The organism is Microbacterium proteolyticum (genome assembly GCF_029639405.1).
Taxonomy (GTDB): Bacteria; Actinomycetota; Actinomycetes; order Actinomycetales; family Microbacteriaceae; genus Microbacterium.
In genome coordinates, this window is the sequence record NZ_CP121274.1 from 2,175,050 (window position 1) to 2,201,694 (window position 26,645).

The 26,645-nt window shown below is 71.6% G+C and carries 21 protein-coding genes; 15 read left to right on the forward strand and 6 right to left on the reverse strand.

Annotated features, from left to right (window positions below):
• Positions 1-35: 35 nt before the first annotated feature.
• The gene (locus P8R59_RS10825) at positions 36-2,558 is read left to right on the forward strand and encodes a bifunctional lysylphosphatidylglycerol flippase/synthetase MprF (RefSeq protein ID WP_278101067.1); all 2,523 of its coding nucleotides are present in this window, start codon (positions 36-38) and stop codon (positions 2,556-2,558) included.
• Positions 2,555-3,856: an alpha/beta hydrolase gene (locus P8R59_RS10830; protein WP_278101068.1), complete on the forward strand. Its 1,302-nt coding sequence runs from the start codon at positions 2,555-2,557 to the stop codon at positions 3,854-3,856. Before P8R59_RS10825 ends, P8R59_RS10830 begins: the two co-directional genes overlap by 4 nt.
• Before the next feature lie 72 nt (positions 3,857-3,928).
• On the opposite strand, the gene P8R59_RS10835 is transcribed toward P8R59_RS10830, so the two are convergent.
• The gene (locus P8R59_RS10835) at positions 3,929-7,609 is read right to left on the reverse strand and encodes a multifunctional oxoglutarate decarboxylase/oxoglutarate dehydrogenase thiamine pyrophosphate-binding subunit/dihydrolipoyllysine-residue succinyltransferase subunit (protein ID WP_278101069.1); all 3,681 of its coding nucleotides are present in this window, start codon (positions 7,607-7,609) and stop codon (positions 3,929-3,931) included.
• 140 nt (positions 7,610-7,749) lie between these two features.
• On the opposite strand from P8R59_RS10835, the gene P8R59_RS10840 reads away from it, so the two are divergent.
• The gene (locus P8R59_RS10840; RefSeq protein ID WP_278101070.1) at positions 7,750-9,210 is read left to right on the forward strand and encodes a GuaB1 family IMP dehydrogenase-related protein; all 1,461 of its coding nucleotides are present in this window, start codon (positions 7,750-7,752) and stop codon (positions 9,208-9,210) included.
• Here P8R59_RS10840 and P8R59_RS10845 read toward each other — a convergent pair.
• A complete protein-coding gene (locus P8R59_RS10845; RefSeq protein WP_278101071.1) occupies positions 9,200-10,174 on the reverse strand; it encodes a glycoside hydrolase family 76 protein in 975 nt (324 codons plus the stop codon). The two genes, P8R59_RS10840 and P8R59_RS10845, sit on opposite strands and share 11 nt — an antisense overlap.
• Positions 10,175-10,324: 150 nt before the next feature.
• On the opposite strand from P8R59_RS10845, the gene P8R59_RS10850 reads away from it, so the two are divergent.
• Positions 10,325-11,668, forward strand: a complete 1,344-nt coding sequence (locus P8R59_RS10850; protein WP_278101072.1) for a hemolysin family protein — start codon at positions 10,325-10,327, stop codon at positions 11,666-11,668.
• A complete protein-coding gene (locus P8R59_RS10855) occupies positions 11,665-12,726 on the forward strand; it encodes a hemolysin family protein (protein ID WP_077050386.1) in 1,062 nt (353 codons plus the stop codon). Before P8R59_RS10850 ends, P8R59_RS10855 begins: the two co-directional genes overlap by 4 nt.
• A 110-nt stretch (positions 12,727-12,836) precedes the next feature.
• Here P8R59_RS10855 and P8R59_RS10860 read toward each other — a convergent pair whose 3' ends face one another.
• A complete protein-coding gene (locus tag P8R59_RS10860) occupies positions 12,837-13,895 on the reverse strand; it encodes an NADH:flavin oxidoreductase/NADH oxidase (RefSeq protein ID WP_278101073.1) in 1,059 nt (352 codons plus the stop codon).
• 29 nt (positions 13,896-13,924) lie between these two features.
• Here P8R59_RS10860 and P8R59_RS10865 point away from each other — a divergent pair, with 29 nt between their 5' ends.
• The 4 genes from P8R59_RS10865 to P8R59_RS10880 all read left to right on the forward strand — a co-directional run bounded on the left by P8R59_RS10865 (position 13,925) and on the right by P8R59_RS10880 (position 18,060).
• On the forward strand, positions 13,925-14,776 hold the full coding sequence (locus P8R59_RS10865; RefSeq protein WP_278101074.1) for an ADP-dependent NAD(P)H-hydrate dehydratase: 852 nt from the start codon (positions 13,925-13,927) through the stop codon (positions 14,774-14,776).
• Between the two features lie 114 nt (positions 14,777-14,890).
• Positions 14,891-16,195, forward strand: a complete 1,305-nt coding sequence (locus P8R59_RS10870; protein WP_278101075.1) for a glycosyltransferase family 87 protein — start codon at positions 14,891-14,893, stop codon at positions 16,193-16,195.
• 9 nt (positions 16,196-16,204) lie between these two features.
• The gene (locus P8R59_RS10875; RefSeq protein WP_077050382.1) at positions 16,205-16,528 is read left to right on the forward strand and encodes a thiamine-binding protein; all 324 of its coding nucleotides are present in this window, start codon (positions 16,205-16,207) and stop codon (positions 16,526-16,528) included.
• 251 nt (positions 16,529-16,779) lie between these two features.
• Positions 16,780-18,060 (forward strand): MFS transporter, encoded by a 1,281-nt coding sequence (locus tag P8R59_RS10880; RefSeq protein ID WP_278101076.1) that lies wholly within the window; start codon positions 16,780-16,782, stop codon positions 18,058-18,060.
• A 264-nt stretch (positions 18,061-18,324) separates the two neighbouring features.
• Here the strand turns inward: P8R59_RS10880 and metX are convergent, their stop codons facing one another.
• Positions 18,325-19,530, reverse strand: a complete 1,206-nt coding sequence (gene metX, locus P8R59_RS10885) for a homoserine O-acetyltransferase MetX (RefSeq protein ID WP_278101077.1) — start codon at positions 19,528-19,530, stop codon at positions 18,325-18,327.
• Positions 19,531-19,609: 79 nt separating this feature from the next.
• Here metX and P8R59_RS10890 point away from each other — a divergent pair, with 79 nt between their 5' ends.
• Positions 19,610-20,008 carry a DUF4259 domain-containing protein gene (locus tag P8R59_RS10890; protein WP_278101078.1) on the forward strand — a complete coding sequence of 133 codons (399 nt, stop codon included), beginning with the start codon at positions 19,610-19,612 and terminating at the stop codon, positions 20,006-20,008.
• Positions 20,009-20,060: 52 nt separating this feature from the next.
• A complete protein-coding gene (locus P8R59_RS10895; protein WP_278101079.1) occupies positions 20,061-20,756 on the forward strand; it encodes an SDR family NAD(P)-dependent oxidoreductase in 696 nt (231 codons plus the stop codon).
• 148 nt (positions 20,757-20,904) lie between these two features.
• Here P8R59_RS10895 and P8R59_RS10900 read toward each other — a convergent pair whose 3' ends face one another.
• A complete protein-coding gene (locus tag P8R59_RS10900) occupies positions 20,905-22,227 on the reverse strand; it encodes a bifunctional o-acetylhomoserine/o-acetylserine sulfhydrylase (RefSeq protein ID WP_278101080.1) in 1,323 nt (440 codons plus the stop codon).
• Positions 22,228-22,373: 146 nt separating this feature from the next.
• Here P8R59_RS10900 and P8R59_RS10905 point away from each other — a divergent pair, with 146 nt between their 5' ends.
• Positions 22,374-23,156 carry an SDR family oxidoreductase gene (locus P8R59_RS10905; protein WP_278101081.1) on the forward strand — a complete coding sequence of 261 codons (783 nt, stop codon included), beginning with the start codon at positions 22,374-22,376 and terminating at the stop codon, positions 23,154-23,156.
• Between the two features lie 9 nt (positions 23,157-23,165).
• Here the strand turns inward: P8R59_RS10905 and P8R59_RS10910 are convergent, their stop codons facing one another.
• A complete protein-coding gene (locus P8R59_RS10910) occupies positions 23,166-24,665 on the reverse strand; it encodes an MFS transporter (protein WP_077050376.1) in 1,500 nt (499 codons plus the stop codon).
• A gap of 78 nt (positions 24,666-24,743) precedes the next feature.
• On the opposite strand from P8R59_RS10910, the gene P8R59_RS10915 reads away from it, so the two are divergent.
• The 3 genes from P8R59_RS10915 (at position 24,744) to P8R59_RS10925 (ending at position 26,637) form a co-directional block, all read left to right on the forward strand.
• Positions 24,744-25,238: a phosphoribosyltransferase gene (locus tag P8R59_RS10915; RefSeq protein ID WP_278101082.1), complete on the forward strand. Its 495-nt coding sequence runs from the start codon at positions 24,744-24,746 to the stop codon at positions 25,236-25,238.
• Complete coding sequence (locus P8R59_RS10920; RefSeq protein ID WP_278101083.1) at positions 25,235-25,921, forward strand: uracil-DNA glycosylase; 687 nt, start codon at positions 25,235-25,237, stop codon at positions 25,919-25,921. Before P8R59_RS10915 ends, P8R59_RS10920 begins: the two co-directional genes overlap by 4 nt.
• A 104-nt stretch (positions 25,922-26,025) precedes the next feature.
• On the forward strand, positions 26,026-26,637 hold the full coding sequence (locus P8R59_RS10925; RefSeq protein ID WP_278101084.1) for a GNAT family N-acetyltransferase: 612 nt from the start codon (positions 26,026-26,028) through the stop codon (positions 26,635-26,637).
• Positions 26,638-26,645: the final 8 nt, after the last annotated feature.

Consider the following 26,645-nt stretch of genomic DNA (forward strand, 5'->3'; position numbering starts at 1 on the left):
TGTCGTCCACAGAGTCGCCGAGTAGCATCCCGCCGATGTCCGACGCCGCACCCGCCCCCGCCGCCCCGCGGCGCGCGTGGCGTGCCCGCGAAAGGCTCGCCGCGCTGTCGCGGGCGGCTCGTCGCTTCGTCGCGACGCACCCGGTCTCGGTCGCGCTGGTGGTCGTGATCCTCTCGACCGCCGCTCTCACCGGCACCCTCTGGGGAGAGGACGCCTCGATCTGGGGCGCCGGACCCCTCGCGACCTTCGCCGCGGGGCGGTGGTGGACGCTGGTGACGGCCCTCGTGATCCCCGACTCCACGGTCGACGCGGTCGTGTCCGCGGCGCTCGCCATCTCGGTGCTGGCGTATGCGGAGCGGTTGCTCGGTTCGCGTCGGACGGCGGTGCTCCTCGGCGTCCTGGGGCTCGCTGGGCTGCTGACGGGCATCGGCTTCCACGCGGCCGCCTGGGCCGTGACCGACCTCCGACCGGTCGTGGCCGCCGAGGTGCCCGTCCTCGACCCGACGACCCCGATCGCCGGCGTCGTGATGGCCGCGACGGCCTTCGCGCCGACGCTGTGGCGCCGGCGCGTGCGCCTCGTGGGCTTCGCCGCCCTCGCGCTGTTCGCGCTGTACGCCGGCGACGCCGATTCGTGGTACCGCCTGAGCGCCGCCGTGATCGGTCTCGGCGTCGGCGAGGTACTGGCCCGAGGCCGCGAGCGCCGCGCCTGGCATCGCAGCTCCACGCGCGAGACGCGGACCCTGCTCGCGCTGGTCGTCGCCGTCGTCGGCAGCGGGCCGCTCGTCGCGCTCATCAGCGGCGGGGGACGCGGTCCTCTGTCGCTCGTCGTCGACGCGTACACGCAGTACGACGACGAACTGCTGGCGCGATGCGCCCGGGTGTCGTCGTCCGTGTGCGACGAGCAGCTGGCCCTCCTGATGACCCGCGGGCTCGGTCCGGCCCTCCTGGCCGTGACCCCCCTCGTGCTCATGCTCGTGGCCGCGTGGGGACTGCGGCTCGGGCGTCGTTCCGCCCTCTTCCTCGCGGTGTTCACCCTCGTGGCCTCCGCCGTCATCCCGGTGATCTCGTTGCTCGACGGTCGCCTGCTCATCGACCCCTGGGTCGACGGCAGCGGCGCCGAGTACGTGCTGTGGGCGGTGGCGACGGTGGTCATCCCGCTCGTGCTCGCCGCGGTCCTCGTGGCCGCACGGGGCCGTTTCCCGGTACGGGCGACGCGACGCGCGGCCCGCACCGTGGCCGTCGTCATCGGTGTGGCCTTCGTCGCGTGCGCGACGACGTTCTTCGCCGTCGAGGCGTTGGGCCGCCGATCCTTCGAACGCGACCCCTCGGTGGGCGATCTCGTGGTCCTCACCCTCCGGCGGTTCCTGCCACCGGCCTACACCAACCCCGCGGGGGCGGCGAACTTCCCGCACCACGGGCCGGCGCTCTTCGCCTACCAATGGGTGGGCGTGCTCTTCTGGGCCGTCGTGATCGCCGCGATCCTCTGGCTGTTCCGCCGCGTGCAGCGCCCCGACGCCGGTGACGCGCGCGTCTACCGCGAGCTTCTGCGGCGGGGGAGCGACACCCTCGGATTCCTCGGCACCTGGGCCGGCAACCGGCACTGGTACTCAGACGACCGGGACTGCGCGGTGGCGTACCGGCTGGTGGGCGACGTGGCGCTGGCGGTGGCGGACCCGCTCGCGCCCGAGGGCCGACGACCGGAGGCGCTGCGGGCGTTCTCCGACTTCTGCGTCGAACACGGCTGGATACCGGCGTTCTACAGCGTGCACGAGGACACCGCCGCCGACCTCGAGGCCCTCGGGTGGCGTCATGTGCCCGTCGGTGTGGAGACCGTGATGGATCTGGCCGACCTCTCGTTCGCCGGCAAAGCCTGGCAGAAGGTCCGGCAGCCGCTCACGCGGGCGGAGCGCGAGGGCTACACCGCGGTGTGGACCCGATGGCGCGAGCTCACCGTCCTGCAGGCCTCGCAGGTCGTCGCGATCGACGAGGAGTGGGTCGCCGACCGCGCCCTCCCCGAGATGGGTTTCACCCTGGGGTCGCTCGACGAGCTGCGCGACCGGGATGTCCGTCTGCTGCTCGCGGTCGGCCCGGACGGTCGCATCGAGGCCGTCACGAGCTGGATGCCGAGCTGGACCGACGGCGCGGTCACCGGCTGGACGCTCGACTTCATGCGGCGGCGGACGGACGGCCCGAACGGGATGATGGAGTTCCTCATCGCCAAAGCAGCGCTGCAGCTGCAGGAGGAGGGCGCGTCCGTTCTCAGCCTGTCCGGCGCACCGCTCGCCGAGGCTCCGGACGCGGCCGCGGACGGTGACCCGTCGGCGCTGCGCGCGTTGCTGCGCTGGCTCGCGGAGGTGCTGGAACCCGCCTACGGCTTCGCCTCGCTCTTCCGGTTCAAGGGCAAGTTCCGTCCCCGGTACCGGGAGCTGACGCTCGCGTACCGCGATCCGCTGCATCTCCCGGCGATCGGGGCGGCGGTCGGACGGGCCTACCTGCCCGATGCGTCACGTCGGGAGATCGTGGCCCTCGCCCGCTCGGCCTGGGGAGGTCGCCGATGAACCGTTTCTTCCTGTCGTTCGAGCTCATCGACTCGCCGCTGCTCGTCATCTGCGTCGTCGTGGCCGCGCTCGGCGTCCTCGTCGTCGTCCTGTGGCCGCCCCGACGGATCCTCCGGACGATCCTCGTCGGTCTGGGCGCCGGGGTCGTGATGTACGTCGTGGCCCGCGTGCTGGAGCACTTCGACGTCTTCCAGGGGCCCTTGCCCGCCGGTGCCGACTTCTGGGCCGCCGGCGGTGTCGCCGCGGCTGCGGTAGGCGTCGTTGGGATCTGCCGCCGGCCGTGGGTGCGCCGGATCGGCGGTGTCGTCACCGTCCTCGCGGCCCTGCTGGCCGCGGCGCTGGGCGTGAATGCGTCCTACGGGGTGACGCACAACCTCGCCGCCATCCTCGGCGTGCAGGCTCTCGACCCGGCATCCCTCCCGCAACAGGAAGCCGCGGCGGGGGACCCCGCGACCCTCTACCAGACCTGGGAACCGCCCGCCGACATGCCCGCGAAGGGGACGGTCAGCGCCCTCACCGGCAGCACCAGGATCCCGACGGGACAGTACGCGGCGCGGGACGCCTCGCTCTACCTTCCCCCCGCGGCCCAGGTCGCGAATCCGCCGGCATTGCCGCTCCTGGTGTTCATGATGGGGCAGCCCGGATCACCCGACCCGACCTCGCTCGCGAAGGCACTCGACGCGTTCGCGGCGACGAACAAGGGTCTCGCTCCCATCGCGATCGTCGTCGATCAGCTCACCGCCCCCGACCGCGACCCCGCGTGCGTCGACTCGAGCAAGTACGGTGCCGTCGCGACGTACATCAACCAGCTGGTTCCGCAATGGGCGGAGCAGAACCTCAACATCGTCAAGGACCACAAGTACTGGATCATCGGCGGCTTCTCCAACGGCGGCTCCTGCGCGGCCGTGTACGGCACGAAGTATCCCGAGACGTGGGGGCAGATGCTCGACGTCATGGGGAATGAGTTCCCCGGTTCGGAACATGTGGACCAGACCGTGGCGGACGTGTACGGCGGCGACGCCGCCGCCTTCCAGGCGAACAAGCCGTCGGTCATCATGGCGGCTGCGGCGCCGGGCACGTACGCCGGGCACACCGCCGTCTTCACGTGGGGCAGCCTCGACACCACCTATGGTCCGGGCCAGCTCGCGAACTCCCAGGCGGCGCAAGCGGCGGGATTCACGGTCCTCACCCACATCGTCAACGGAGCCGGGCACACCGGCGAGGCCCTCGACGGCAGCCTGGCCTACGCGATCCCGGCACTGGCTCCGGTTCTCGGGCTCGCCGCCCCGGCATCCTGAGGCCCTTCCGCACCCGATCCTGTACGACGGAGGGGCCCGGTCGCAATGACCGGGCCCCTCCGTCGTACCGCGTCAGCGCGCGAGCGCCGCCTTCATGATCTCGGCGTGCTCGTTCGCGTGCACCTTGGGCGACCCCGTCGCCGTCGACGCTGCGGAAGCGCGCGAGATGACACGGATGCCGCGCCCGCCCAGCTGATCGGCGACCTCGAGCGCGATGAACGGCCACGCGCCCTGGTTCTCCGGCTCGTCCTGCACCCACACCAGCTCGGCGTTCGGGTAGCGCTCGAGGACCTTGTTCAGTTCCTCAACGGGCGCCGGGTAGTACTGCTCGAGACGCACGAGCGCGATCTCGGGGTTCGGGTTCTTGTCGAGTTCGGCCCGCAGATCCCAGTGGATCTTCCCGGCGTGCAGGAGCACGCGCTTCACGGCGCCGCCGTCCAGGCCGCGGTCGTCGGCCAGCACCGGCTCGAACTTGCCCTCGAGGAAGTCCTCGACGGGGCTCGTCGCGCCGCGCAGTCGCAGCATCGCCTTCGGAGTGAAGACGATGAGCGGACGGCGGGGGCGCTGGTACGCCTGGCGGCGCAGGAGGTGGAAGTACGATGCCGGCGTCGACGGACGCGCCACGATCATGTTGTCCTGCGCGCACATCTGCAGGTAGCGCTCGATGCGCGCGGACGAGTGGTCGGGCCCCTGACCCTCGTAGCCGTGGGGGAGGAGCAGGACCACGCTCGACTGCTGGGCCCACTTCTGATCGGCCGACGAGATGAACTCGTCGATGACCGACTGGGCGCCGTTGGCGAAGTCGCCGAACTGCGCCTCCCACAGCACCAGGGCGTCGGCGCGCTCGACCGAGTAGCCGTACTCGAAGGCCATCGCCGCGTATTCGCTGAGCAGCGAGTCGTAGATCCAGAAGCGTCCCTGGTTCTCGCTGAGGTTGGCCAGCGGCAGCCATTCCTGGCCGTTGTCGCGGTCGTGCAGCACCGCGTGGCGCTGCACGAACGTGCCACGTCGCGAGTCCTGCCCGGCGAAGCGCACCGGGGTGCCCTCCATCAGCACTGAACCGAAGGCGAGCAGCTCGCCGAAGGCCCAGTCGATGTTGCCGTTGCGGCTCATGTCGAAACGCTTGTCGAGCAGCTGCTGCAGCTTGTTGTGCACCGTGAAGCCGTCGGGCTTGTTGACGAAGGCGTCGCCGATGTGGTGGACGACCTCGCGAGAGACGCCCGTGGTCTCGGGTGCGCCCACGACCGGCTCGTCGGACGCGTCGGCCGTGACGACCGGGTTGGCCCCGGTCTCGGCGGCGTGCGTGTCGGCGAAGGCGACCTCGAGGCGGTTCTGGAAGTCCTGCTTCGCCTGCTCGTACTCGTCTTCGGTGATGTCGCCACGACCGACGAGCGACTCGGTGTACAGACGCCGCACCGAGCGCTTCGCCTCGATGAGGTTCGTCATCAGCGGCTGCGTCATCGAGGGGTCGTCGCCCTCGTTGTGGCCGCGGCGGCGGTAGCAGACGAGGTCGATGACGATGTCGCGGTGGAACTCCTCGCGATAGAGGAACGCCAGGTCGGCGGCGCGGACGACGGCCTCGGGGTCGTCGCCGTTGACATGCAGGATCGGAGCCTGGATGGTCTTCGCGACGTCGGTGGCGTACACCGACGTGCGGGCATCGGTCGGGGTGGTCGTGAAGCCGACCTGGTTGTTCACCACGACGTGGATCGTGCCGCCGGTGCGGTAACCGCGCAGCTGCGACATCTGCAGCGTCTCGACGACCACGCCCTGACCGGCGAAGGCGGCGTCGCCGTGCACGAGGATCGGCAGCCACGAGAACGTGCCGATGGGCTTGCGGTCTTGCTTCGCGCGGACGATGCCCTCGAGCACGCCGTCGACGGTCTCGAGGTGCGAGGGGTTCGCGGCGAGGTAGACGGGGAGCTCGTCGCCGGCGTCGCCGACGAAGGTCCCCTCGGTGCCGAGGTGGTACTTCACGTCGCCCGAGCCGCGCTTGCTGCCGACGGCGACGGCGCCCTCGAACTCGCGGAACACCTGGCCGTAGGTCTTGCCGGCGATGTTGGTGAGCACGTTCAGCCGGCCGCGGTGCGCCATGCCGATCGCCGCACCGTCCATGCCCGCGGAGGCGGCGCCCTGCAGGATCTGGTCGAGCAGCGGGATGAGGGACTCGCCACCTTCGAGGCTGAAGCGCTTCTGGCCGACGAACTTCGTCTGCAGGAACGTCTCGAAGGCCTCGGCCTGGTTCAGCTTCGACAGGATGCGCAGCTGTTCGTCGTGGCCGGGCTTGGTGTACTTCACCTCGACGTTGCGCTGGAACCACTGGCGCTGGCCGGGGTCCTGGATGTGCATGTACTCGACGCCGAGCGTGCGGCAGTAGGAGTCGCGCAGCACGCCGAGGATGTCGCGGAGCTTCGCCACGCGCTTGGCGCCGAGCCCACCGGTGACGAACTCGCGGTCCAGGTCCCAGAAGGTGAGGCCGTGCGATTCGATCTCGAGGTCGGGGTGGGTGCGCTGGACGTACTCGAGCGGGTCGATGTCGGCCATGAGGTGGCCGCGGACGCGGTACGAGTTGATGAGCTCCTGCACGCGTGCGCTCTTGTCGATCCGCTCGGACAGGTCGACGCTGATGTCGGCGGCCCAGTGGATCGGGGCGTACGGGATGCGCAGCGCCGCGAAGATGTCGTCGTAGAAGCCGCGCTGACCGATCAGCAGCTCGTGGACCTTCTTCAGGAACTCGCCCGAGCCGGCGCCCTGGATGACACGGTGGTCGTAGGTGCTGGTGAGCGTGATGGTCTTGCCGATGGCCAGTTCATTGAGCGTCTTCTCGCTCGCGCCCTGGAACTCCGCGGGGTACTCCAGCGCTCCGGCGCCGATGATCGCACCCTGCCCGCGCATGAGGCGGGGGACCGAGTGCACGGTGCCGATGCCGCCGGGGTTGGTGAGGGAGATCGTCGTGCCCTGGAAGTCACCGGGGGTGAGCTTGTTCGAGCGGGCGCGACGCACGAGGTCTTCGTAGGACGCGAGGAACTCGCCGAACGACAGCGTGTCGGCGCGCTTGATGCTGGGGACCAGGAGCGCGCGCGTGCCGTCGGGCTTGGGCATGTCGATCGCGATGCCCAGGTTGATGTGCGCGGGAGCCACGACCGAGGGCTTCCCGTCGATCTCGGCGTAGTAGACGTTCTGGCTCGGGAACTCCTTGAGCGCCTGGATGAGCGCCCAGCCGATGAGGTGCGTGAAGCTGACCTTGCCGCCACGGGTGCGGGACATGTGGTTGTTGATGACGATGCGGTTGTCGATCATCAGCTTCGCCGGGATCGTGCGCACGCTCGTCGCGGTGGGAACCGTGAGCGAGTCGTCCATGTTGCTCGCGAGGGCCTTCGGCATGCCCTTGAGGACGGTGACGCGGTCTTCCTCGGTGCTCTCCGAGCCCGCGGACGGTACCGCGTTCGGGGCCTGCGCGGGGATCGGCTTCGGTGCGGCGGGCTTGGCCGTGGTGCGGGCCACGGGCGCCTGCCCGACCACCGGGATCGGCGCGGTCACGGGCTTGGGCTCCGTCGGTGCCGCCGCGGGCGGCGGGGCGGCTGCGGCGGATCCGTCGACGACCGGGTGGTACGCCTCCAGGATCGGCCACCAGGCCTTGTCTACGGAGTGCTTGTCGACCTTGAACTGTTCGTAGAGCTCGTCTACGAGCCACTCGTTCGCGCCGAACTCGCCCTCGCTCGAAGTACCGACGCCCGTCACCTGGCTCGACACAGTCGATCGCCTGCTTTCCTCGATGAAGATTCCTGTGGATGCACGCAGTCGTCTTCGTTGCGCACTCGTTCCAGCCTAGCCGAGGATTCCTGGCTCCTTCCGGGGTCTTGCCATTGATCGGATGTGGTGAGGTGGATGCCATGGAGTTCTCCGGTGCACAGCCCGATGTCGATCTCACCTACTCGGACGTCTTCCTGGTCCCGCGCCATTCCGAGGTGGGCAGCCGCCTCGCCGTGGACCTCGCGCCGGGGGACGGGAGCGGGGCGACTCTTCCCCTGGTCGCGTCGAACATGAACTCGGTGACCGGACCACGGCTCGCGGCGACGCTCGCGCGACGCGGTGGTCTCGGCGTGCTGCCGCAGGACCTGGCGCTCCCCGACCTGGTCGCCGCCGTCGGCCGGGTGAAGGCGCAACCGGTGGCCTGGGACACCCCGCTCGTCCTCCCGCCCGAGGCGACCGTCGCCGATGCCCGCCGCATCCTTCCGCCCATCGCCGGGCGCGGCATCGTGGTGGCCGAGGTGCGCCCGGACGGCGCGATCGACATCTCGCGCGTGCACGGCATCGTTCCCGCTCCGCGCCTGGCGACGGCCCTCCCGGATGCCACCCTCGGCGACATCGCGCGGCACGACGCCCCCGCGGTCGGCGTCGGCGAGGTGGGCGATCCGCGGGCCGTGTTCGCGCTCATCAGCGAAGCGGCCGTGGACATCGTCCCGGTCATCGACGGCGATCGCGTCGTCGGAACGCTCTCGGCGCGCAGCGCCCTGCGCGCTTCCGTCTACCGTCCGGCGGTCGACGCCGACGGCCGGCTCATCGTCGCGGCCGCGGTGGGGATCAACGGCGACGTCGCCGGGAAGGCTCGCGCGCTCGCCGCGGCCGGTGTCGACGTCCTCGTCGTCGACACCGCGCACGGCCACCAGGAGCAGATGCTGCGCGCGCTCCGCGAGGTCGCGGCCCTCGACCTCGGCATCCCGATCGCGGCCGGCAACATCGTCACCGCCGACGGCGTGCGCGACCTGACCGCGGCGGGAGCATCGATCCTCAAGGTCGGCGTGGGCCCCGGGGCGATGTGCACCACGCGCATGATGACCGCGGTCGGGCGGCCCCAGTTCTCCGCCGTGCTCGAAACGGCCGAGGCCGCGCGGGCGGCCGGGGCGCACGTGTGGGCGGACGGCGGGGTGCGCTATCCGCGCGATGTCGCCCTCGCGCTCGCCGCGGGCGCGGCATCCGTCATGATCGGCTCGTGGTTCGCCGGGACGATCGAGTCGCCCGGGGAACTGCTGCGGGATGCCGATGGGCGGATCTACAAGGAGTCCTGGGGCATGGCTTCGACCAAGGCCGTGCAGGGGCGGTTCGGTGGCCTCGATCCGTTCGAACGCGCCCGCAAGGAGCTCTTCGCCGAGGGGATCTCCTCGTCGCGCATCTACCTCGACCCGCAGCGGCCCGGGGTGGAGGACCTGCTCGACATGATCACCTCCGGGGTGCGATCGTCCTTCACCTACGCGGGAGCGGCGACGGTCGCCCAGTTCCACGACCGTGCCCGGGTCGGACTGCAGTCGGCCGCCGGCTACGAGGAGGGCAAGGCCCTGCCGGTCAGCTGGTGACCGACGCCGACGCCGTGACGTCGGCCTCGAGCGTGATCCACGCGCCCAGCTGGACGGAGAGATCCCGGTCATCGCCCGTCGGGAGCGCGGGTCGGCGCGGATCGGCCGGGAATGCCCCGTCGCGGCGCATCGCCCACAGCGCATCGGCGTTGCGGCGGAGGAGGCGGCGCGCGCGGTCCGCGTCCTCGCCGTCCATCCGGGAGGCGGCCACCCCGAGGTAGCGGGCCAGGATGCCGGCGAACAGGCCGCCGTCGCCGCCCCCGGCCGCGGGGAACAGGCCCTCCTCGGCGGCGCACCACCGGTCCACGGCCTCCAGGACGGTGCTGGCGCGGGTGCCGTCGCCGAGGGCGAGGGCGGCCCCGATCGCGACGCCCTGGTTGTACGTCCACAGGTCGGGACGCACGCCGCCGTGCTCGATGCCGTCGCGGACGAGCCCCGTCGCGGGATCGTCGAGGACCGCAGTCATCCACGCCGTCATCCGCTCGGCGAGGGCGCGGTGACGGCTGGGCGCGAGCACCATGGCGGCCGGTCCGTTCGCGGGGGCGTTGTAGAGGACGCTGCGCGTGCGCCACGGCAGCGCCCCGACGGCGGGGTCGAACGCCCCGGCGAGCAGTCGCGCGATGCGCGCGCGGGCACGACCGTGAGGGCGGGTCTCGGCGAGCGCGAGTCCCATCCACGCGATGTCGTCGTAGAACGGGGTGATCCAGGTCCCGGCCGTGCGCACGGTGATACCGCGCAGGAGGTCGCCGATCAGTCGTCGTCGGGCGGCCGACGGGCGGTGCCGCTCGGCCTCGGCCAGCACATGGACCAGATGGGCATGCCACCAGTAGTGCCAGGTGCGGGCGCCGTCGCCGTCCGTCGCCGCATGACCCCACGCGACGGGCCCGTACCGGTGCACGTACGCCGAGATGACCGCGTCCTCGGCGGCTGCGGCGCGCTGCTGCGTCGAAAGGGTGGCATCCATGCCCCCATCCTGGAGGGTCGGAACGGATGCCGTCGGCCCGGTGCCGGCGGGCGTGCGAGGCCCTAGAATCGGGGGCACGATGGACGACCCTCCCAGTTGTAGACCCGAGCCCCGACGACCCTCTCCCGCGCCGAGCGGGGGTGACGCGTGATGGATTACGTCATGTTGGGCGTGGGGCTGCTTCTCACGGTGGGCACGGGACTCTTCGTCGCGAGCGAATTCGCGCTGGTCAATCTGGACCGCGCCGATCTCGAATCGCGCCGCGCGGCGGGCGAGACGCGACTGTCGCTGACGATCGACGCGCTGCGGATCACCTCGACCCACCTCTCGAGCGCCCAGCTGGGCATCACCCTCACGACGCTGCTCACCGGTTACACGATGGAACCGGCGATCTCGAACCTGCTGCGCCCCGTCTTCCTCTCGTGGTCGATCCCCGAGGCGGTCGTCGTGCCGGTCTCGGCCGTGCTCGGCATCGCCATCGCCACGATCCTGTCGATGATCCTGGGAGAGCTCGTCCCCAAGAACTTCGCCCTCGCGGTCCCGCGTCAGGCGGCCAAGCTCGTCATGCCGTTCCAGGTGGCCTTCACCACGGTGTTCCGCCCCGCGGTCGCCGTCCTCAACGGCAGCGCCAACGGCGTGCTGCGCGCGGTGGGGGTGGAGCCCAAGGAGGAGCTGTCCGGTGCGCGGACGGCGGAGGAGCTCTCGAGCCTCGTCCGCCGCTCCGCCAGCGCCGGCATGCTCGAGAAGGACACCGCCTCGCTCCTGGACCGGAGCCTCACCTTCGCCCGGTTGAGCGCGGCCGACGTCATGACCCCGCGACCGAGCGTGCACGCGCTCGCCGCCGGTGAGCCCACCGACGCCGTCATCCAGCTCGCGCGCCGGACCGGGCACAGCCGCTTCCCCGTCTACGACGAGTCGATGGACGACATCATCGGCGTCGTGCACCTGAAGGCGGCCGTCGGGGTGCCCCGCGACCGACGCGGCGACGTCCCCGTCGCCGCCCTCGCCACCGAGCCGCTCCGGGTCCCCGAGACCGTCCACCTCGACACCCTCGTCTCCGAGCTGCGTTCGCGCGGCTACCAGATGGCGATCGTCGTCGACGAGTACGGCGGCACCGCGGGTGTGGTGACGCTGGAAGACCTGGTGGAAGAAATCGTCGGAGAGGTCCTGGACGAGCACGATCGATCCCGGGCCGGTGTCGTGCGCACCGCGGCATCCCTCACCTTCCCGGGCGACCTGCGCCCCGACGAGCTTCTCGACCGCGCCGGCGTGCGCGTCCCCGAGGGAGAGGTCTACGACACCGTGGGCGGATTCCTGATGGCCGAGCTCGAACGCATCCCGAAGGTGGGGGACACCGTCGAGGTCGAGGACGGCGTCCTCACCGTCCACCGCATGGACGGTCGTCGCGTCGACCGGGTGCAGTTCACCCCCGCCCCGTCCGAGGAGGGGGTCGCCGACCTCGTCCGCGCGGCCAAGGGGGGTGACCAGCGATGAGCGACTGGGCCGGAATCGCCTGGCTGGTGGTCCTGCTGGCCGCCAACGCCTTCTTCGTCGGCTCCGAGTTCGCCGTGATCTCCGCCCGACGCTCGCAGGTCGAGCCGCTCGCCGAGCGCGGGTCGCGGTCGGCGAAGACCGCGCTGTACGCCATGGAGCACGCGACGCTGATGCTCGCGACCTGCCAGCTCGGGATCACGATCTGCTCGCTGCTGATCCTGAACGTGTCGGAACCCGCGATCCATCACCTCCTCGCCGGGCCGCTCGGGCTGACGGGGCTCTCCGAGACGGCGGTCGACGTCGCCGGGTTCGTCGTGGCGCTGCTGGTGGTGTCGTACCTGCACGTCGTCTTCGGCGAGATGGTGCCGAAGAACCTCGCGTTCTCGCTGCCCGACCGGGCCGTACTGATGCTCGCCCCGCCGCTCGTGGCGGTGTCGAAGGCGTTCTACCCCGTCATCGTGGCGCTCAACTGGACCGCGAACCACATCGTGCGGCTCTTCCGCGTCGAGCCGAAGGACGAGGCGGCCTCCACCTTCACCCTCGACGAGGTCGCGACGATCGTGAACCAGTCCCGCCGCGAGGGGGTCCTCGACGACGCGGCCGGCACGGTGACCGCCGTGGTGGAGTTCACCGAGAAGAAAGCGGCGGACATCGCCGTGCCGATGGCCGATCTCGTCACACTCCCCGAGACGACCACCCCCGCCGAGATCGAGCGGGCGGTGGCGGTCCACGGGTACTCGCGGTACGTGATCGTCGACGCGCACGGGCATCCGACCGGGTACGTCCACCTCAAGGACGTCCTGCGGGTGGCGGAGGGGCCCGACGACGAGGCCGACATGGCACGGCCGATCCCGACCAAGCGCATCCACCACATGGTGTCGGTTCTGGAGTCGACCGATCTCGAGGACGCGCTGGCCCTCATGCGCCGCTCCGGTCGTCACCTCGCCCAGGTGCGCGACGAGGCCGGCGAGGTGCGCGCGGTGCTGTTCCTCGAGGACGTCATCGAAGAGCTCGTGGGCGAAGTGCAGGATGCCACGGCCCGCCGTCGGTTCGTCTGACGGCGGGGAGTGGCATCCGGGGTCCCTCGCACGAACTCCGCGATCCGCCCCTCCTCAGCGCCCCGTGACGGGTCGCGACGGAGGATGCGCGGGTCGCTGAGGTTGCGCGCTCAGTAGGCGCGCAGGTACTGGGCCGGCGCGGGAAGCTCGGCGCCGAGCTCGACCGCCGCGCGGAGGGCGTAGTGCGGGTCGCGCAGCCACTCGCGCGCGGAGAGCACCGCGTCGGCGCGCCCCTCGGCGACGACCGACTCCGCCAGGTGCGCGTCGTCGATCATGCCGACGGCGGCGACGAGGATGCCGGTCTCGCGACGCACCTTCTCGGCGAGGGGCACCTGGTATCCGGGGCCTGGCTGGATGCTCTGGTGCGGCACCAGTCCGCCGCTGGAGACGTCGATGAGGTCGGCGCCCGCGGCGGCGACGCGCTCAGCGGCGCGGACGGTGTCGTCGATGTCCCAGCCGCCGTCGGCGGCATCCGTGCCCGAGAACCGGACGAACAGCGCCGCGTCGGGGGCGGCGGCGCGCACGGCCGCGGTCACGCGCTCGAGCAGGCGCACGCGTCCGTCGAACGACCCCCCGTACTCGTCGGCGCGGTGGTTGCTCAGCGGCGACAGGAACTGGTGCAGCAGGTAGCCGTGGGCGGCGTGCACCTCGAGGACCTCGAAGCCGGCCGCGACGGCCCGGCGGGCGGCATCCGCGAAATCGGCGACGACCTTCTCGATGCCCGCGGCGTCGAGTTCTCGCGGCTCGGCGAAACCGGGGTACGCGATCGCCGAGGGGGCGACGGTCTCCCAGCCGCCGTCCTCCGTCGGCACGGACCCGCGGCCGCCGGTCAGCGGCGACGTCGTCGAGGCCTTGCGCCCCGCGTGGCCGAGCTGCACGCCCGGGACGGCGCCCCGTGCCCGGATCGCGGCCACGATCGGCGTCCAGGCCTCGACCTGGGCGTCGTTCCACAGTCCGACGTCGTCGGGGGAGATGCGGGCCTCCGGCGAGACGGCGGTGGCCTCGGCGATCACGAGGCCGGCGCCCCCGGCGGCGAACTGCGCGAGATGCACGTGGTGCCAGTCGTTCGGGATGCCGTCGACGGCGCTGTACTGGCACATGGGCGAGACCCACAGGCGGTTGCGCATGTCGATACCGCGGACGGTCAGGGGCGTGAAGAGGGTGCTCACGTCGGCCTCTCTCGTTCTAGGGTGACGCCATGACGGCGAGGGACTGGACGGGGCACGATGCGGCCCGCACACTTCGGAGGCCAACGGACGCCGACGACAAGTATTCCCGCGGGGTCGTGGGACTGCGTACCGGATCGACGCGGTACCCGGGTGCCGCCGTGCTCGGTGTCGAAGCCGCGTGGCGCACGGGGACGGGCATGGTGCGCTACCTCGGACCCGCGCGGGCGCAGGACCTCGTGCTGCAGCGACGGCCCGAGACCGTGACGGCCGACGGCCGCGTGCAGGCCTGGGTCATCGGATCGGGCACGGATGCCGCCGAGCGCGACGCCGCGGAGACGGCGGCGCTGCGCGGCATCCTCTCGGGCGAGGTGCCCGTCGTGGCGGATGCGGGAGCCCTGGACCTGGTGCCCGCCGCGTCGGCCCCGGTGATCGTGACCCCGCACGCGCGCGAGCTGGCACGACTGCGCGAGACGCTCGGGCTCGCCGCGGAGGCGGCCGCGGACGAAGAGGCGCGCGAGCGGGCGGCGGTGGAGACGGCGGAGGTCCTGCGCGGGGTCGTGCTCTCGAAGGGGGCCGTGACGATCGTCGCGGCGCCGGGCGGGTGGGTGCGGCGCATCGCGACGGGCAAGCCCTGGCTCGCGACCGCGGGCACGGGCGACGTCCTCGGCGGGGTCCTCGGGGCGGTGGTGGCGGGGGCGAGCGCCGCGGGACGCACCTCGCTCGACGACCTCGCGGCGTGCGCGGCGACCGCGGCGTGGTTGCACGGCACGGCGGGAACGGTCGCGGCCACGGGTCGGGGCGGGGCCGGCGGGCCGATCGCGGCGCTCGACGTCGCGGAAGCGCTGCCCGCGGTGGTCGCGGGCCTGCTCGTCGCTCCCTGACGGACTCGATCCCATAACGGTTGCCCGCCGCGGGGGCCGGGACGCCGCGTCCGCGGGCGGTCGACGGCATCCGCTCGTCGAGGTCGCTCAGGGACGCCCGCTTAGGATGATCCGGTGGTGAGGCGTGTCGTCGTTCTGTTGCTGGCGTTCGTCGCCGTCCACGTCACGGTGGGGATCCTGGGCTATCAGCAGCCCAACGAGCCCATGGGTGACGTGTATCTGGTGTACGAACCGTGGTCGCGCTGCGCCCTCTTCGGCGGCATCGACGTCTCCTCCTGCACGCGGTCGGACGCGTGGGCGTGGCCGGGGATCACCGAGAAGTGGATCTACCCGCAGCTCGCCTTCCTGCCGATGACGTTCGCGTGGGTGTTCGCGTGGGCCGTGGGGTACACGCCGGCCTGGGCGATCACGGTGTCGCTGTTCAACCTGGTCGCCTTCGTGGTGTTGGTCGGATCCGGTCGTTCGCGCGGCCGCGTCCTCGCCGCCTGGTTCTGGCTCGCCGCGATCCTCCTCATCGGGCCGGTCGGGCTCTACCGCATCGACGGCATCACCGTGCCGTTCGCGATCCTCGGCGCGCTCTGGCTCGTGCGGCGGCCGTTCGTGGCATCCGTGCTCCTGTCGGTCGCGATCTGGATGAAGGTGTGGCCCGCGGCGATCCTGGCCGCCGGTTTCGTCGCCATCCGCCGACGCCTCGCCCTCGTGTGGGGAGCGGTCGCCGTGTCGCTCGCGACGATCATCCCGGTCGTCGCTCTCGGCGGTGCGCCCTACGTCTTCGGCTTCGTCGGGGACCAGACCTCCCGCGGCATCCAGATGGAAGCCCCCGTCGGCGGGCTCTACATGTTCCTCGCCGCGTTCTACGTGCCCGGCTCCGAGGTCTACTACGACGGCGGCGTCCTCACTTTCCAGGTGACCGGCCCCGGCGCCGACGTCGTCATCGCCGCGATGACGCCGATCATGTTGCTGGTCATGCTGGCGGTGCTGATCGTCGGCGCCCGCAAGATGTGGCTCGGCGCGACCTTCCTCCGCGTCTTCCCGCCGCTGGCGCTCGCGCTGGTCACCGCCTTCATCGCGCTCAACAAGGTCGGCTCGCCCCAGTACTACGTCTGGCTGTTCCCGCCGGTGGTGATCGGTCTGTTGCTCGACCGGCGCCGGTGGTACGGCTTCGCCGCCCTGACCCTCGCGATCGCGGGGGTGACGCAGTGGGTGTACCCGCTGGTGTACGACGGGCTCATGGCCACCCACCCGGCGCCCTTCCCGGTGTTCCTGCTGGAGCTGCGGAACCTGCTCGGCCTGGTGCTGATGGTCTGGGCCATCGTCCGCGTCCTGCGGGCGCCCACGCACCGCGTCGCGCGCCCCGCAGACCTGCGCGAGTGGGTGCTCGGTCGACGTTCCGTGCCGGCACGGCAGACGACGACCTAGGCTCGGACCATGCTCATCGCGTTCTCTGTCGCCCCGTCCGGTGTCGGTACCGCTTCGGCGGAGAACGCCGACGGATCCGTCCACGACGCCGTCGCCGCCGCGGTGGCCGTCGTCCGCGCGTCGGGGCTGCCCCACCGCACGACCTCGATGTTCACCGAGATCGAGGGGGAGTGGGACGAGGTCTTCGACGTCGTCAAGCGTGCGACGGATGCCGTGCTGCCGTACGGCTCGCGCGTCTCGTTGGTGCTGAAGGCCGACATCCGCCCCGGCCGCACGGGCGAGATCGACGGCAAGATCGAGCGCCTCGAGCGCGCGATCGACGACGCGGGCTGAGTGCGGCGCCGCGTCCGCCCGGCATCCCGCGTCCGGCGCGGCCCGGCGTCTCGCCGTGGCGTCTCGCGTCGCGCGCGGCGTCCGGCCGCCGCGTCCGGCCGTGGCATCCCGATAAACGCGATTCCCGACCAGAAACGCGCTCTCCCGCCGTTTCTGGTCGCGGATCGCGTTTATCGCTGGGAGTGAGGGTCCGACACGCGGGGCGCCGAATCGATTCGACACCGCCGGGTACGGGCCACTAGCATCAGCGGGTGACCTCTTCGACGACCTCGAAGGGTGCGGCGAAGCGGGCGCTCCTTTCTCTCGCCATCGGCAGCTTCGGCATCGGCATGACCGAGTTCGTCGTGATGGGCCTGCTGCCCAACATCGCGCGCGACCTCCTCCCGTCGGCCTGGGCCGCTTCCCCCGACGACGCCATCGCCCAGGCGGGCTGGCTCGTGTCGCTGTACGCCCTGGGCGTGGTCGTCGGTGCGCCGACGATCGCGGGATCGGTGGCCCGGTTCCCGCGGCACCGGGTGATGATCGTGCTCGCCGCGGCCCTCGCGTTCTTCACCCTGCTGACCGTGATCGCGCCGACGTTCGAGCTGGTCGCGGCATCCCGGTTCCTCGCGGGTCTCCCGCACGGCGCCTACTTCGGCATCGGTGCGCTCGTCGCCGCCGACGCGCTCGGCCCCGGCAATCGCGCGAAGGGCGTCGCGTTCGTCCTCACCGGGCTCACCATCGCGAACGTCGTCGGCGTGCCGCTGGGCACGCTGCTGGGCCAGCAGGTCGGCTGGCGCGCCGCGTTCGCCGTCGTGGCCGGCATCTTCCTGCTCGCCACCGTCTGCATCGCGTTCTTCGTGCCCGCCCACCCGGGGCTGCCCGGACGCCGCCTCCGCGACGAGCTGCGGGTCTTCCGCCTGGGTCAGGTCTGGTTCGCGCTCGGCATCGGCGCGATCGGGTTCGGCGGCTTCTTCGCGATGTACAGCTACATCGCGCCCATGATCACCGACGTCGCGGGTCAGCCCGAGTGGGTGGTGTCGGTCGTCCTGGTGCTGGTGGGCATCGGGATGACGATCGGCAACATCGTGGGCGGCAGCCTCGCCGACAAAGACCTGCGATTCTGGTTGCACGTCGGGCTCATCGCCTTGGCCGCGGCATCCATCGGTCTGGCCCTGACCGCCGGCTGGATCTTCAGCCTCGCGCTGTTCGCGTTCCTGGTGGCCTTCTGCGGTGCGGCGCTCAGCCCCGCGATCCAGACGCGGCTCATGGACGTCGCGGAGGACAACCAGTCCATCGCCGCGGCGCTGAACCACTCGGCGTTGAACATGGGCAACAGCCTGGGTGCGCTCCTCGGCGGGCTGGTCATCGCCGCAGGCCTCGGGCTGGTCGCTCCGGCCTGGGTGGGCGCGGTGCTGGCCCTCGCGGGTCTCGTCGTCGCGGTCGTCGCCTACCGTGTCGAGGATCGTAGCGGACACCATCCCGCCCACCGGATGTCGGCCGCCGAGGCCGCGACCACCGCGATCACCGGTTCGATCCCGACGCAGGGCTGATCCCCGCGGTCGCACGCGTCCGCCGCCGTATCCGACGCGCGCGCTCGGATCTCAGTGTCCAGGACACACGGATTCCGCGGGCGCGCGTCCGCGTGTCTTGGACACTCGACGAACGCACCGGTTCCGCGCGGCTCGCGTTCCCTCTTCAGTGTCCAGGACACGCGGATGCCGCGGGCTCGCGTCGGCGTGTCTTGGACACTCAGCGGCCGCCCCGGTTCCGCGCGGCCGACCCCGGGTGTGGCGCCGCGGGAACCGGCATCCGGGTCAGACGGCGAACAACCGCCGCAGGTGGTGGTCGACGGCCGCGGTCTCGATGAGGAACCCGTCGTGGCCGAAGTCGCTCGTGAGCACCACCGCCTGATCCCCGTCGAGGGTGTTCGGGATGCCGCGGGCGATGCGGTGCTGCCCGTCCACCGGGAAGAGCCGGTCGGTGTCGACCCCGAGCACGAGGGTCGTCGCCGTCACCCGTCGCAGCGCGTCCTCGACGCCGTCGCGGTCGCGGCCCACGTCGTGGGAGTTCATGGCCTCCACGAGCGTCAGGTAGCTGTTGGCGTCGAAGCGGCGGGTGAACTTGTTGCCGTGGAAGTCGAGGTACGACTCCACCGCGAAGCGCCCGCCGCGGCCCAGGGGGCTGACACCGGACTGCCACGACCGCTGGAACCGCTGGTTCAGCTCGGTCGGGCTGCGGTAGCTCAGCATCGCCATGCGGCGGGCGAGAGCGAGCCCGCGGTGCGGCCCGTCGCCGTCGGCGGCGTCGTAGAACGCCCCTCCCGCGAAGCGCGGGTCCATCCGGATCGTGTCGGCCTGGACGGTGTTGAGCGCGATCTGGTCGGCGGTCGTGATCGGCGGCGACGACAGGATGGCGGCGCGCTCGACCCGGTCGGGGTGCCCGACCGCCCACTCCAGGGCGTGCATCCCGCCCATCGAGCCGCCGACGACCGCCGCCCAGCGGTCGATCCCCAGCGCGTCGGCCAGCAGCGCCTGCGCGCCCACCTGATCGCGGATCGTGAGGTACGGGAAGCGCGCGGCCCACTCGTAGCCGTCGGGCGCGATGCTGGCCGGTCCCGTCGACCCCTGGCATCCGCCCAGCATGTTCGGCGCGATCACGAACCAGCGGTCGGTGTCGATCGCGGCGCCCGGGCCCACGAGATCGCCCCACCAGCCGGCGGTGGGGTGTCCCGGACCCGCGGAGCCGCGGACGTGGCTGTCGCCGGTGAGGGCGTGGAGGATCAGGACCGCGTTGTCGCGCGCGGGGGAGAGTTCGCCCCACGTCTCGTAGGTCAGGCGGAAGCCGGGGAGGCGTTCGCCGTTCTCGGTGCGGAACTCACCGAACGCGGCGAAGCGCCGGTCGCCGACCGGGTCGCCGTCGCGCCACGCGCCGGTGGTCGGCGGTCGGCCGAGGAGGGACCGCGCATCGGCCTCCGTGATCGGCGCCGAGGGCACCGTGTCTTCGGAGATCTGCCAGTCCATGGCATCCATTCTCCCGGGTCGGGGCGTGGCCGGAGGGACTGTTACGGCGATGTCGGGGGCGCGGTCTAGCATGCACAGCATGGGGACATGGGGCACGAAGCCGTTCGACAACGACAACGCCGCGGACTGGGCTTTCGAGCTCGAAGACGCCGAGAGCTGGGATGTCGTCAGCGACGCGCTGCGCATCGCGGTCGAGGCCGCGCCGTCGGAACTCGAGGCGGACCAGGCGGCGATCGCGATCGCCGCCGGAGACGTCGTCGCCCGCGGCCTCGGCCGCGTCGACGGACCGGTCTTCTCGGACGAGGTCATGCCCTTCCTCGCCCGTGTCCCGCGGCCGTCTGCCGAGGTCGTGGCGCTCGCGGTGTCGGCGATCGCCGTCGCGACATCACCCGAGGGGGAGCTGGCGGAACTCTGGGAGGGCGACCCCGGTTGGCTCGCGGAGAACGACCAGCTCATCACGGCGCTCACCGGCGTCTGACGTCGTTGTCCAGCCCCGGCGCGGGGATGGCGTCGGCGGCGAGGATCGGAGCATGGCGAACTTCCTCCTCATCGCGGCCTCGAGCGACATCGGCGCCGCAACCGCCCGGCGTCTGCGCGACGCCGGCCACCGCGTGATCACCACCGCCCGCGACACGTCGGTGATCGAGCCCGACATGATCCTGGATGCCACCGACTTCGACGCCGTCGACCGGGTCGTGTCCGACGCGGGGGAGCTCGACGGCATCGCGGTGTTCGCGGGCTCGATGCTGCTGAAGCCCGCGCACCTGACCTCGCGGGAGCAGTACGACGACATCGTCGCCGCCTCGCTCACGACGTCCTTCGCGGCAGTGCGGGCGGCGGGGAAGCACCTCCGCGGAGGGTCCGTCGTCCTCACGTCGTCGGCCGCGGCGCTGGCGGGACTGTCGAACCACGACGCCATCGCGGCAGCGAAGGCCGGGGTCATCGGCCTGACTCTCTCGGCGGCGGCGAGCTACGCCGCGCGCGACCTGCGCATCAACGCCGTCGCGCCGGGACTGGTGCAGACGCGGCTGACCGAGGGCCTCACGGCGAGTGAGACGTCGCGCAAGGTGTCCGAGGCGATGCACCCTCTCGGCCGGCTCGGTGAGCCCGACGACGTCGCACGCGCGGTGGAGTTTCTTCTCGACCCGGCCAACGCCTGGATCACCGGCCAGGTGCTGGGGGTGGACGGCGGTCTCGGCAGCCTCCGCCCGCGGCAGCGCGTCTGACGCCGGGTTCTTCCGCGTGAGGGGTCACTATCTGTCGCTTCGGGCACCCGGAAGCGACAGATATTGACCCCTCACGCCCGTGGTCGCGAAACGAACGCGACGACGCCCCGACCCGGCGGACCGGGGCGGGGCGTCGCGGACGAGCGGGTCAGGCGCGAGCGGCCTCGGACAGACGCCGCGCGGCGGCGAGGGCCTGGTCGAGGTCGGCCTTGAGGTCGTCGATGTTCTCCAGACCCACCGACAGGCGCACGAGGCCCGGCGTCACACCCGAGGTGAGCTGCTGCTCGGGGGTGAGCTGGGAGTGCGTGGTCGAGGCGGGGTGGATGACGAGCGAGCGCACGTCGCCGATGTTCGCGAGGTGGCTGAACAGGTCGAGCGAGTTGACGAACTCGCGGCCGGCCTCCACACCGCCCTTGAGCTCGAACGACAGCACCGCACCGACGCCCTTGGGGGCGTAGTTGTTGGCCGCGGCGTACCAGGGCGAGGTGGGGAGCCCCGAGTAGTTCACGCTCGCGACGTCGTCGTGCGCCTCGAGCCACTCGGCGATCTCCTGCGCGTTCTGCACGTGGCGCTCGATGCGCAGCGACAGCGTCTCGAGGCCCTGGATGAGCAGCCACGCGCTGTGCGGCGAGATGGCGGCACCCAGGTCGCGGAGCAGCTGCACGCGCGCCTTGATGATGTAGGCGAGGCCGTCGCCGACGGCCGTCGTGTACGAAGCGCCGTGGTACGACGGGTCGGGCTCGGTGAGGCCGGGGAACTTGTCCACGTTCTCGGACCACGCGAACGTGCCGCCGTCGACGATGACGCCGCCGATGGTCGTGCCGTGACCGCCGATGAACTTCGTCGCCGAGTGGATGACGATGTCGGCACCGTGCTCGAAGGGGCGGATGAGGTACGGCGTCGCGATGGTGTTGTCGACGATGAGCGGCACACCGCTCTCGTGCGCGACGTCGGCCACTGTGCGGATGTCGAGCACGTTGATCTTCGGGTTGCCGATGGTCTCGGCGAAGAAGAGCTTCGTGTTCGGGCGGACGGCCGCGCGCCACGCCTCGGGGTCGTCCTGGTTCTCGACGAACGTCGTCTCGATGCCGAGCTTGGCGAGGGTGTACTTGAAGAGGTTGTACGTGCCGCCGTAGATCGAGCTCGACGAGACGATGTGGTCGCCCGCCTGCGCGATGTTGAGCACCGCGAACGTCTCCGCCGCCTGACCGCTCGCGACCAGGAGGGCTCCGGTGCCCCCCTCCAGCGCGGCGATGCGCTGCTCGACGACGTCCTGCGTGGGGTTCTGGATGCGGGTGTAGATGTTTCCGAACTCGGCCAGCGCGAACAGGTTCGCGGCGTGGTCGGCGTTGTCGAACACGTACGACGTGGTCTGGTAGATCGGCGTCGCGCGAGCCTTCGTCACCGGGTCGGGCTGCGCCCCGGTGTGGATCTGCTTGGTCTCGAAACGCCAGTTCTCGGGTGCGGACACGGCTGCTCCTCAAATCTTCGGAGACCGCGACGGGTGCCACGGCCTGCAGCGAGCGTACGGACGCCCGGTCGCCCCGACAACAGGGCGGACACGCGCCGTAACGTCCGTCGCGACCGCTCTCGCCGCCCGCCGGTAGCGTGGATGCCATGACGAGACGTGCGGTGGTGACCGGGGCCAGTTCGGGGATCGGTGAGGCGACGGCGCGGGAGCTGCGCGCGCGCGGATGGGACGTGGTCGGCGTCGCCCGCCGGGCCGAGCGTCTCACCGCCCTCGAGGCCGAGACCGGGGTCGTGGCGCACGTCGCCGACCTCACCGACGGCGACGCGGTGGCGACCCTCGCCGCGTGGCTCGAGGAGACCGGTGGTGTCGACGCGCTCGTCCACGTCGCCGGCGGCGCGCGCGGCACCGATCGCGTCGAGGACGGCGACCCCGAGCAGTGGCGGTGGATGTTCGAGGCGAACGTCCTGTCGTCTCAGCGGCTCGTGGCATCCCTCCTCCCGCTTCTGCGGCGGGCGGCCGAACGCGTCGGACACGCCGACCTCCTGTTCGTCACGTCGACGGCGGCGCAGACGGCGTACCCCGGCGGCGCCGGCTACAACGCCGCCAAGGCGGGCGAGTCGATGCTCGTGGCCGCCCTCCGTCAGGAGCTGAACGGTGAGCCTCTGCGAGTCATCGAGATCGCGCCGGGCATGGTCCGCACTGAGGAGTTCACCCTCAACCGCCTGGGCGGAGACCAGTCCGGCGCCGACAAGCTGTACGAGGGCGTCGAGGCTCCACTGCTGGCGGAGGACGTCGCGGACGTCATCGCGTACGCCGTCGACGCGCCCGGCCACGTCAACCTCGACCTGGTGACGGTGCGTCCCGTGGCCCAGTCCGCGCAGCACCTTCTCGCGCGCGGACCGTTGCGCGTCCGCGACGCGCGGGACTGAGCGGGCGGCTCAGGCGACGTCGCCGCGGGCGGCGCCGGCCGCCGCCTCCGCCTCGGCGGTGTCGGCGAACGCGACCTTCGGGACGAACAGCAGCAGCACCGCCGCGACGAATCCGCCCGCCGCGCAGATCGACCACACCGTGATGTAGCCGGCGAGCGGCGCGGCCGTCGCCGCGACCGCCGCGCCCGCGCCACCGGCGAGGACCACCCCGAACACTGCGGACGACATCGTGCCGCCGATGGTCTTGGTCGTGTTCGTCAGCGCGGATGCCACACCCGTCTGCCCCCGCGGAGCGGCCGCCGCGGCCGCGGCGGGCATCGCGGCGACGAGTGCGCCCGAGCCGAGGCCGGCGATCGTGAGGCACAGGAGCACCTCCCACAGCTCGGTGTGGAGGGGGACCAGGAGCAGGTACCCGACGCCCACGAGCGCGGCGGCGCCGATGAGGACCGCACGGGGACTCGCGCGTCGGGACGTGACGGCGAACAGGATCGCGCCGACGATCAGGGAGACGAGGTACACGCCGATGACGTTGGAACGGTCGGTGGCATCCAGGCCCAGCCCGTAGCCGAGCGAGGGATCGGTGCCGGCGTAGGTCGCGAGGGGCCCCTGAGCGCCGAGCAGACTGATGCCCACGAGGAACGACGTGACCTGGACCGGCCACATCTCCGGCCGGCGCAGCACGCGGATGTCGACCGCCGGGTCGGGGCGGCGGAGCTCGTAGCGCGCGAACACGACGAGCAGAGCCGCGCCGATCACGAGCAGCGGGACGATGACCGCGGGCCCCGGGCCCGCCGGGAGACGCACGAACGACAGTGCGCCCGTCAGACACAGCAGTGCGGCGGCGAGGAGGACGAACCCGCCGATGTCCAGGCGGCGGGATCCCGGCATCCGCTCCGACTCCGGCACACCGAACCAGATCACGACGCACACCAGGGTGACCGCGATCGCGGGGACCGTGAGGGCCAGACGCAGATCGCCACCGGTGGCGGCGAACAGGCGTCCGGCGGCGAGGGCGCCCGCGATGGCGCCGACCTGGAGGCCGACGACGAGCAGCCCCGCTGCCCGACGGGTCTGCGAGACGCCACGGCTCTGCCGGCGGCCGCGATCGAAGATGAGGGCGATCTCCAACGGGAGCCACACGACGTAGAAACCCTGGAGCGCCCACGCGAGGAGGAACGTCGGGAAGGAGTCGGCGAACACGAGCCACCAGCTCGCGGCCGCCGTGGCGATCGCCGAGCCGAGCAGGATGCGCTTGTGCCCGAACACGTCGCCGAGCTTGGCGAGGATGGGCAGCACCAGCGCGGAGAGCAGCAGTTGCGCCGCCTCGAACCAGTTGACGTCGGCATCCCGGATGCCGAGGTGCACGACGATGTCGGGCAGCAACGGCACGTAGTACCCCTGCAGGATGCCGCTGGCGAGCTCGACCAGCACGAACCACCCGATGAGTCCCGCGGTCACCCCGAGTGCGGACCCGCGCACCCGGCCGACCGCGCCCGAGACGCGCGACATGGCGCGAGGCTAGCACCGCGTGGGGCGGCATCCGGGAGACACCCTAGGGTGAAAGGCACACGAAGAGAGGGGATCCGCGTGGCGGAGACGACCGGCGAGCGCGAGCGACTGACCTGGGACGATTTCGGGGACGCGACGCGCGACATCTCCCGCGCGATCGTCGCCGACGGATTCCACCCCGAGGTGGTCGTCGCGATCGCCCGCGGAGGACTGCTGCCGGGAGGCGCGATCGCCTACGGCCTGGGCGTGAAGAACTGCGGCGCGCTGAACGTCGAGTTCTACACCGGCATCGGCACCGTGCTCGACGCCCCCGAGGTGCTGCCCCCCGCGCTCGACCTGTCCTACCTGCAGGGGCGGCGGGTCCTGCTCGTCGACGACGTCGCCGACAGCGGTCGCACGCTCGACCTCGCGGTGAAGCTGCTCGACCACCACGGAGCCGACGCGCGCTCCGCCGTGATCTACACGAAGCCCACGACGATCATCGCCCCGGACTACTCGTGGAAGGACACCTCGCTCTGGATCGACTTCCCGTGGTCGTTCCAAGGCTCGGTGCACGAGGAAGACGCCGCGTGACGGCGAAGTCGCTCGCCGATCTCGCCGCCGCGGGCTTCATCGATGCGTCGTGGGTGGAACCGCTCGCGCCGGTGGCGGGCGACATCGCCGCGATCGGTGAGCGGCTGCGGACGGAGGGTCAGCCCTACCTCCCCGCGGGCGACCTCGTGCTGCGGGCCTTCCGCACCCCGATCGACGCGGTACGCGTGCTCATCGTCGGCCAGGACCCGTACCCGACACCGGGCCACCCGATCGGGTTGTCCTTCGCCGTGGACCCGCACGTGCGCCCCCTGCCGCGGAGCCTGTCCAACATCTACCGCGAGCTGGCGGACGATCTCGGCATCCCGCCCGCTCCTCACGGCGACCTGTCGCCGTGGGCCGAGCAGGGCGTCATGCTGCTGAACAGGGTGCTCACCGTCGCCCCGGGCGCTCCCGCCTCGCACCGCGGCTGGGGATGGGAACGCGTCACCGAGCACGCCATCCGCAGCCTCGTCGCGCGCGGGACGCCCCTCGTCGCGGTGCTGTGGGGGAGGGATGCCACGAACCTCGCCCCGCTGCTCGGCGAGACCGCCATCGTCACTTCCGCGCACCCGTCGCCGCTGTCGGCGAGTCGCGGGTTCTTCGGCTCCCGTCCGTTCTCGCGCGTGAACGCGCTGCTCGAGGAGCAGGGCGCGGCCGCCGTCGATTGGCGTCTGCCCGCCTGAGCCGCCGACGGGTCCGCTCCCGGCCCCGGGTGCCTCGCCGTCGTCCGGCCGGGGCCCCGGTGCGGTTACGCGCCGGAAACCGGCGTCCCCGTAGAGTGGCGTCCGTGCTGGAAGAGGAGTACGAGAAGAGCCGCCGTCGGATGCCGATGCATCTGCGGCGGGCCCCCGAGCCCGAGCGGCCGTTCTCGTACGAGATCCGCCCGGCGACCGAGGGCGACATCCCCGACATCCGCGAGATCTATAACTATTACGTCCGCAACTCCGTCGTGACGTTCGACGAGAAGCCGTGGACCATCGCGAAGTGGCGCGAGAAGTTCGCGAAGCTGCAGCAGATCGATCTGCCGTTCCTCGTCGCCCAGGCGCCCAGCGGGCAGATCCTCGGCTATGCGCTCGTGCAGCCGTGGCAGTCCAAGTCGGCCTACCGGTACACCGTCGAGAACTCGATCTATCTGGGCCAGGCGGCCTCCGGCAAGGGGCTCGGGCGCGCCCTCCTCGAGGCGCTCATCGACGCGTGCGCGGAGAAGGGCATCCGCGAGATGGTCGCGGCGATCAGCGACAAGGGCGCGGAGGCATCGATCGCGCTGCACGAGAAGCTCGGGTTCACCGAGGTCGGCCGGATGGGGCGGGTCGGTTTCAAGTTCGGGCGCTGGCTCGGCGTGGTGTACCTGCAGAAGAGCATCCCGTCGAAGAAGAAGAAGCGGAAGCTCTTCGGCTGACGCGCGGC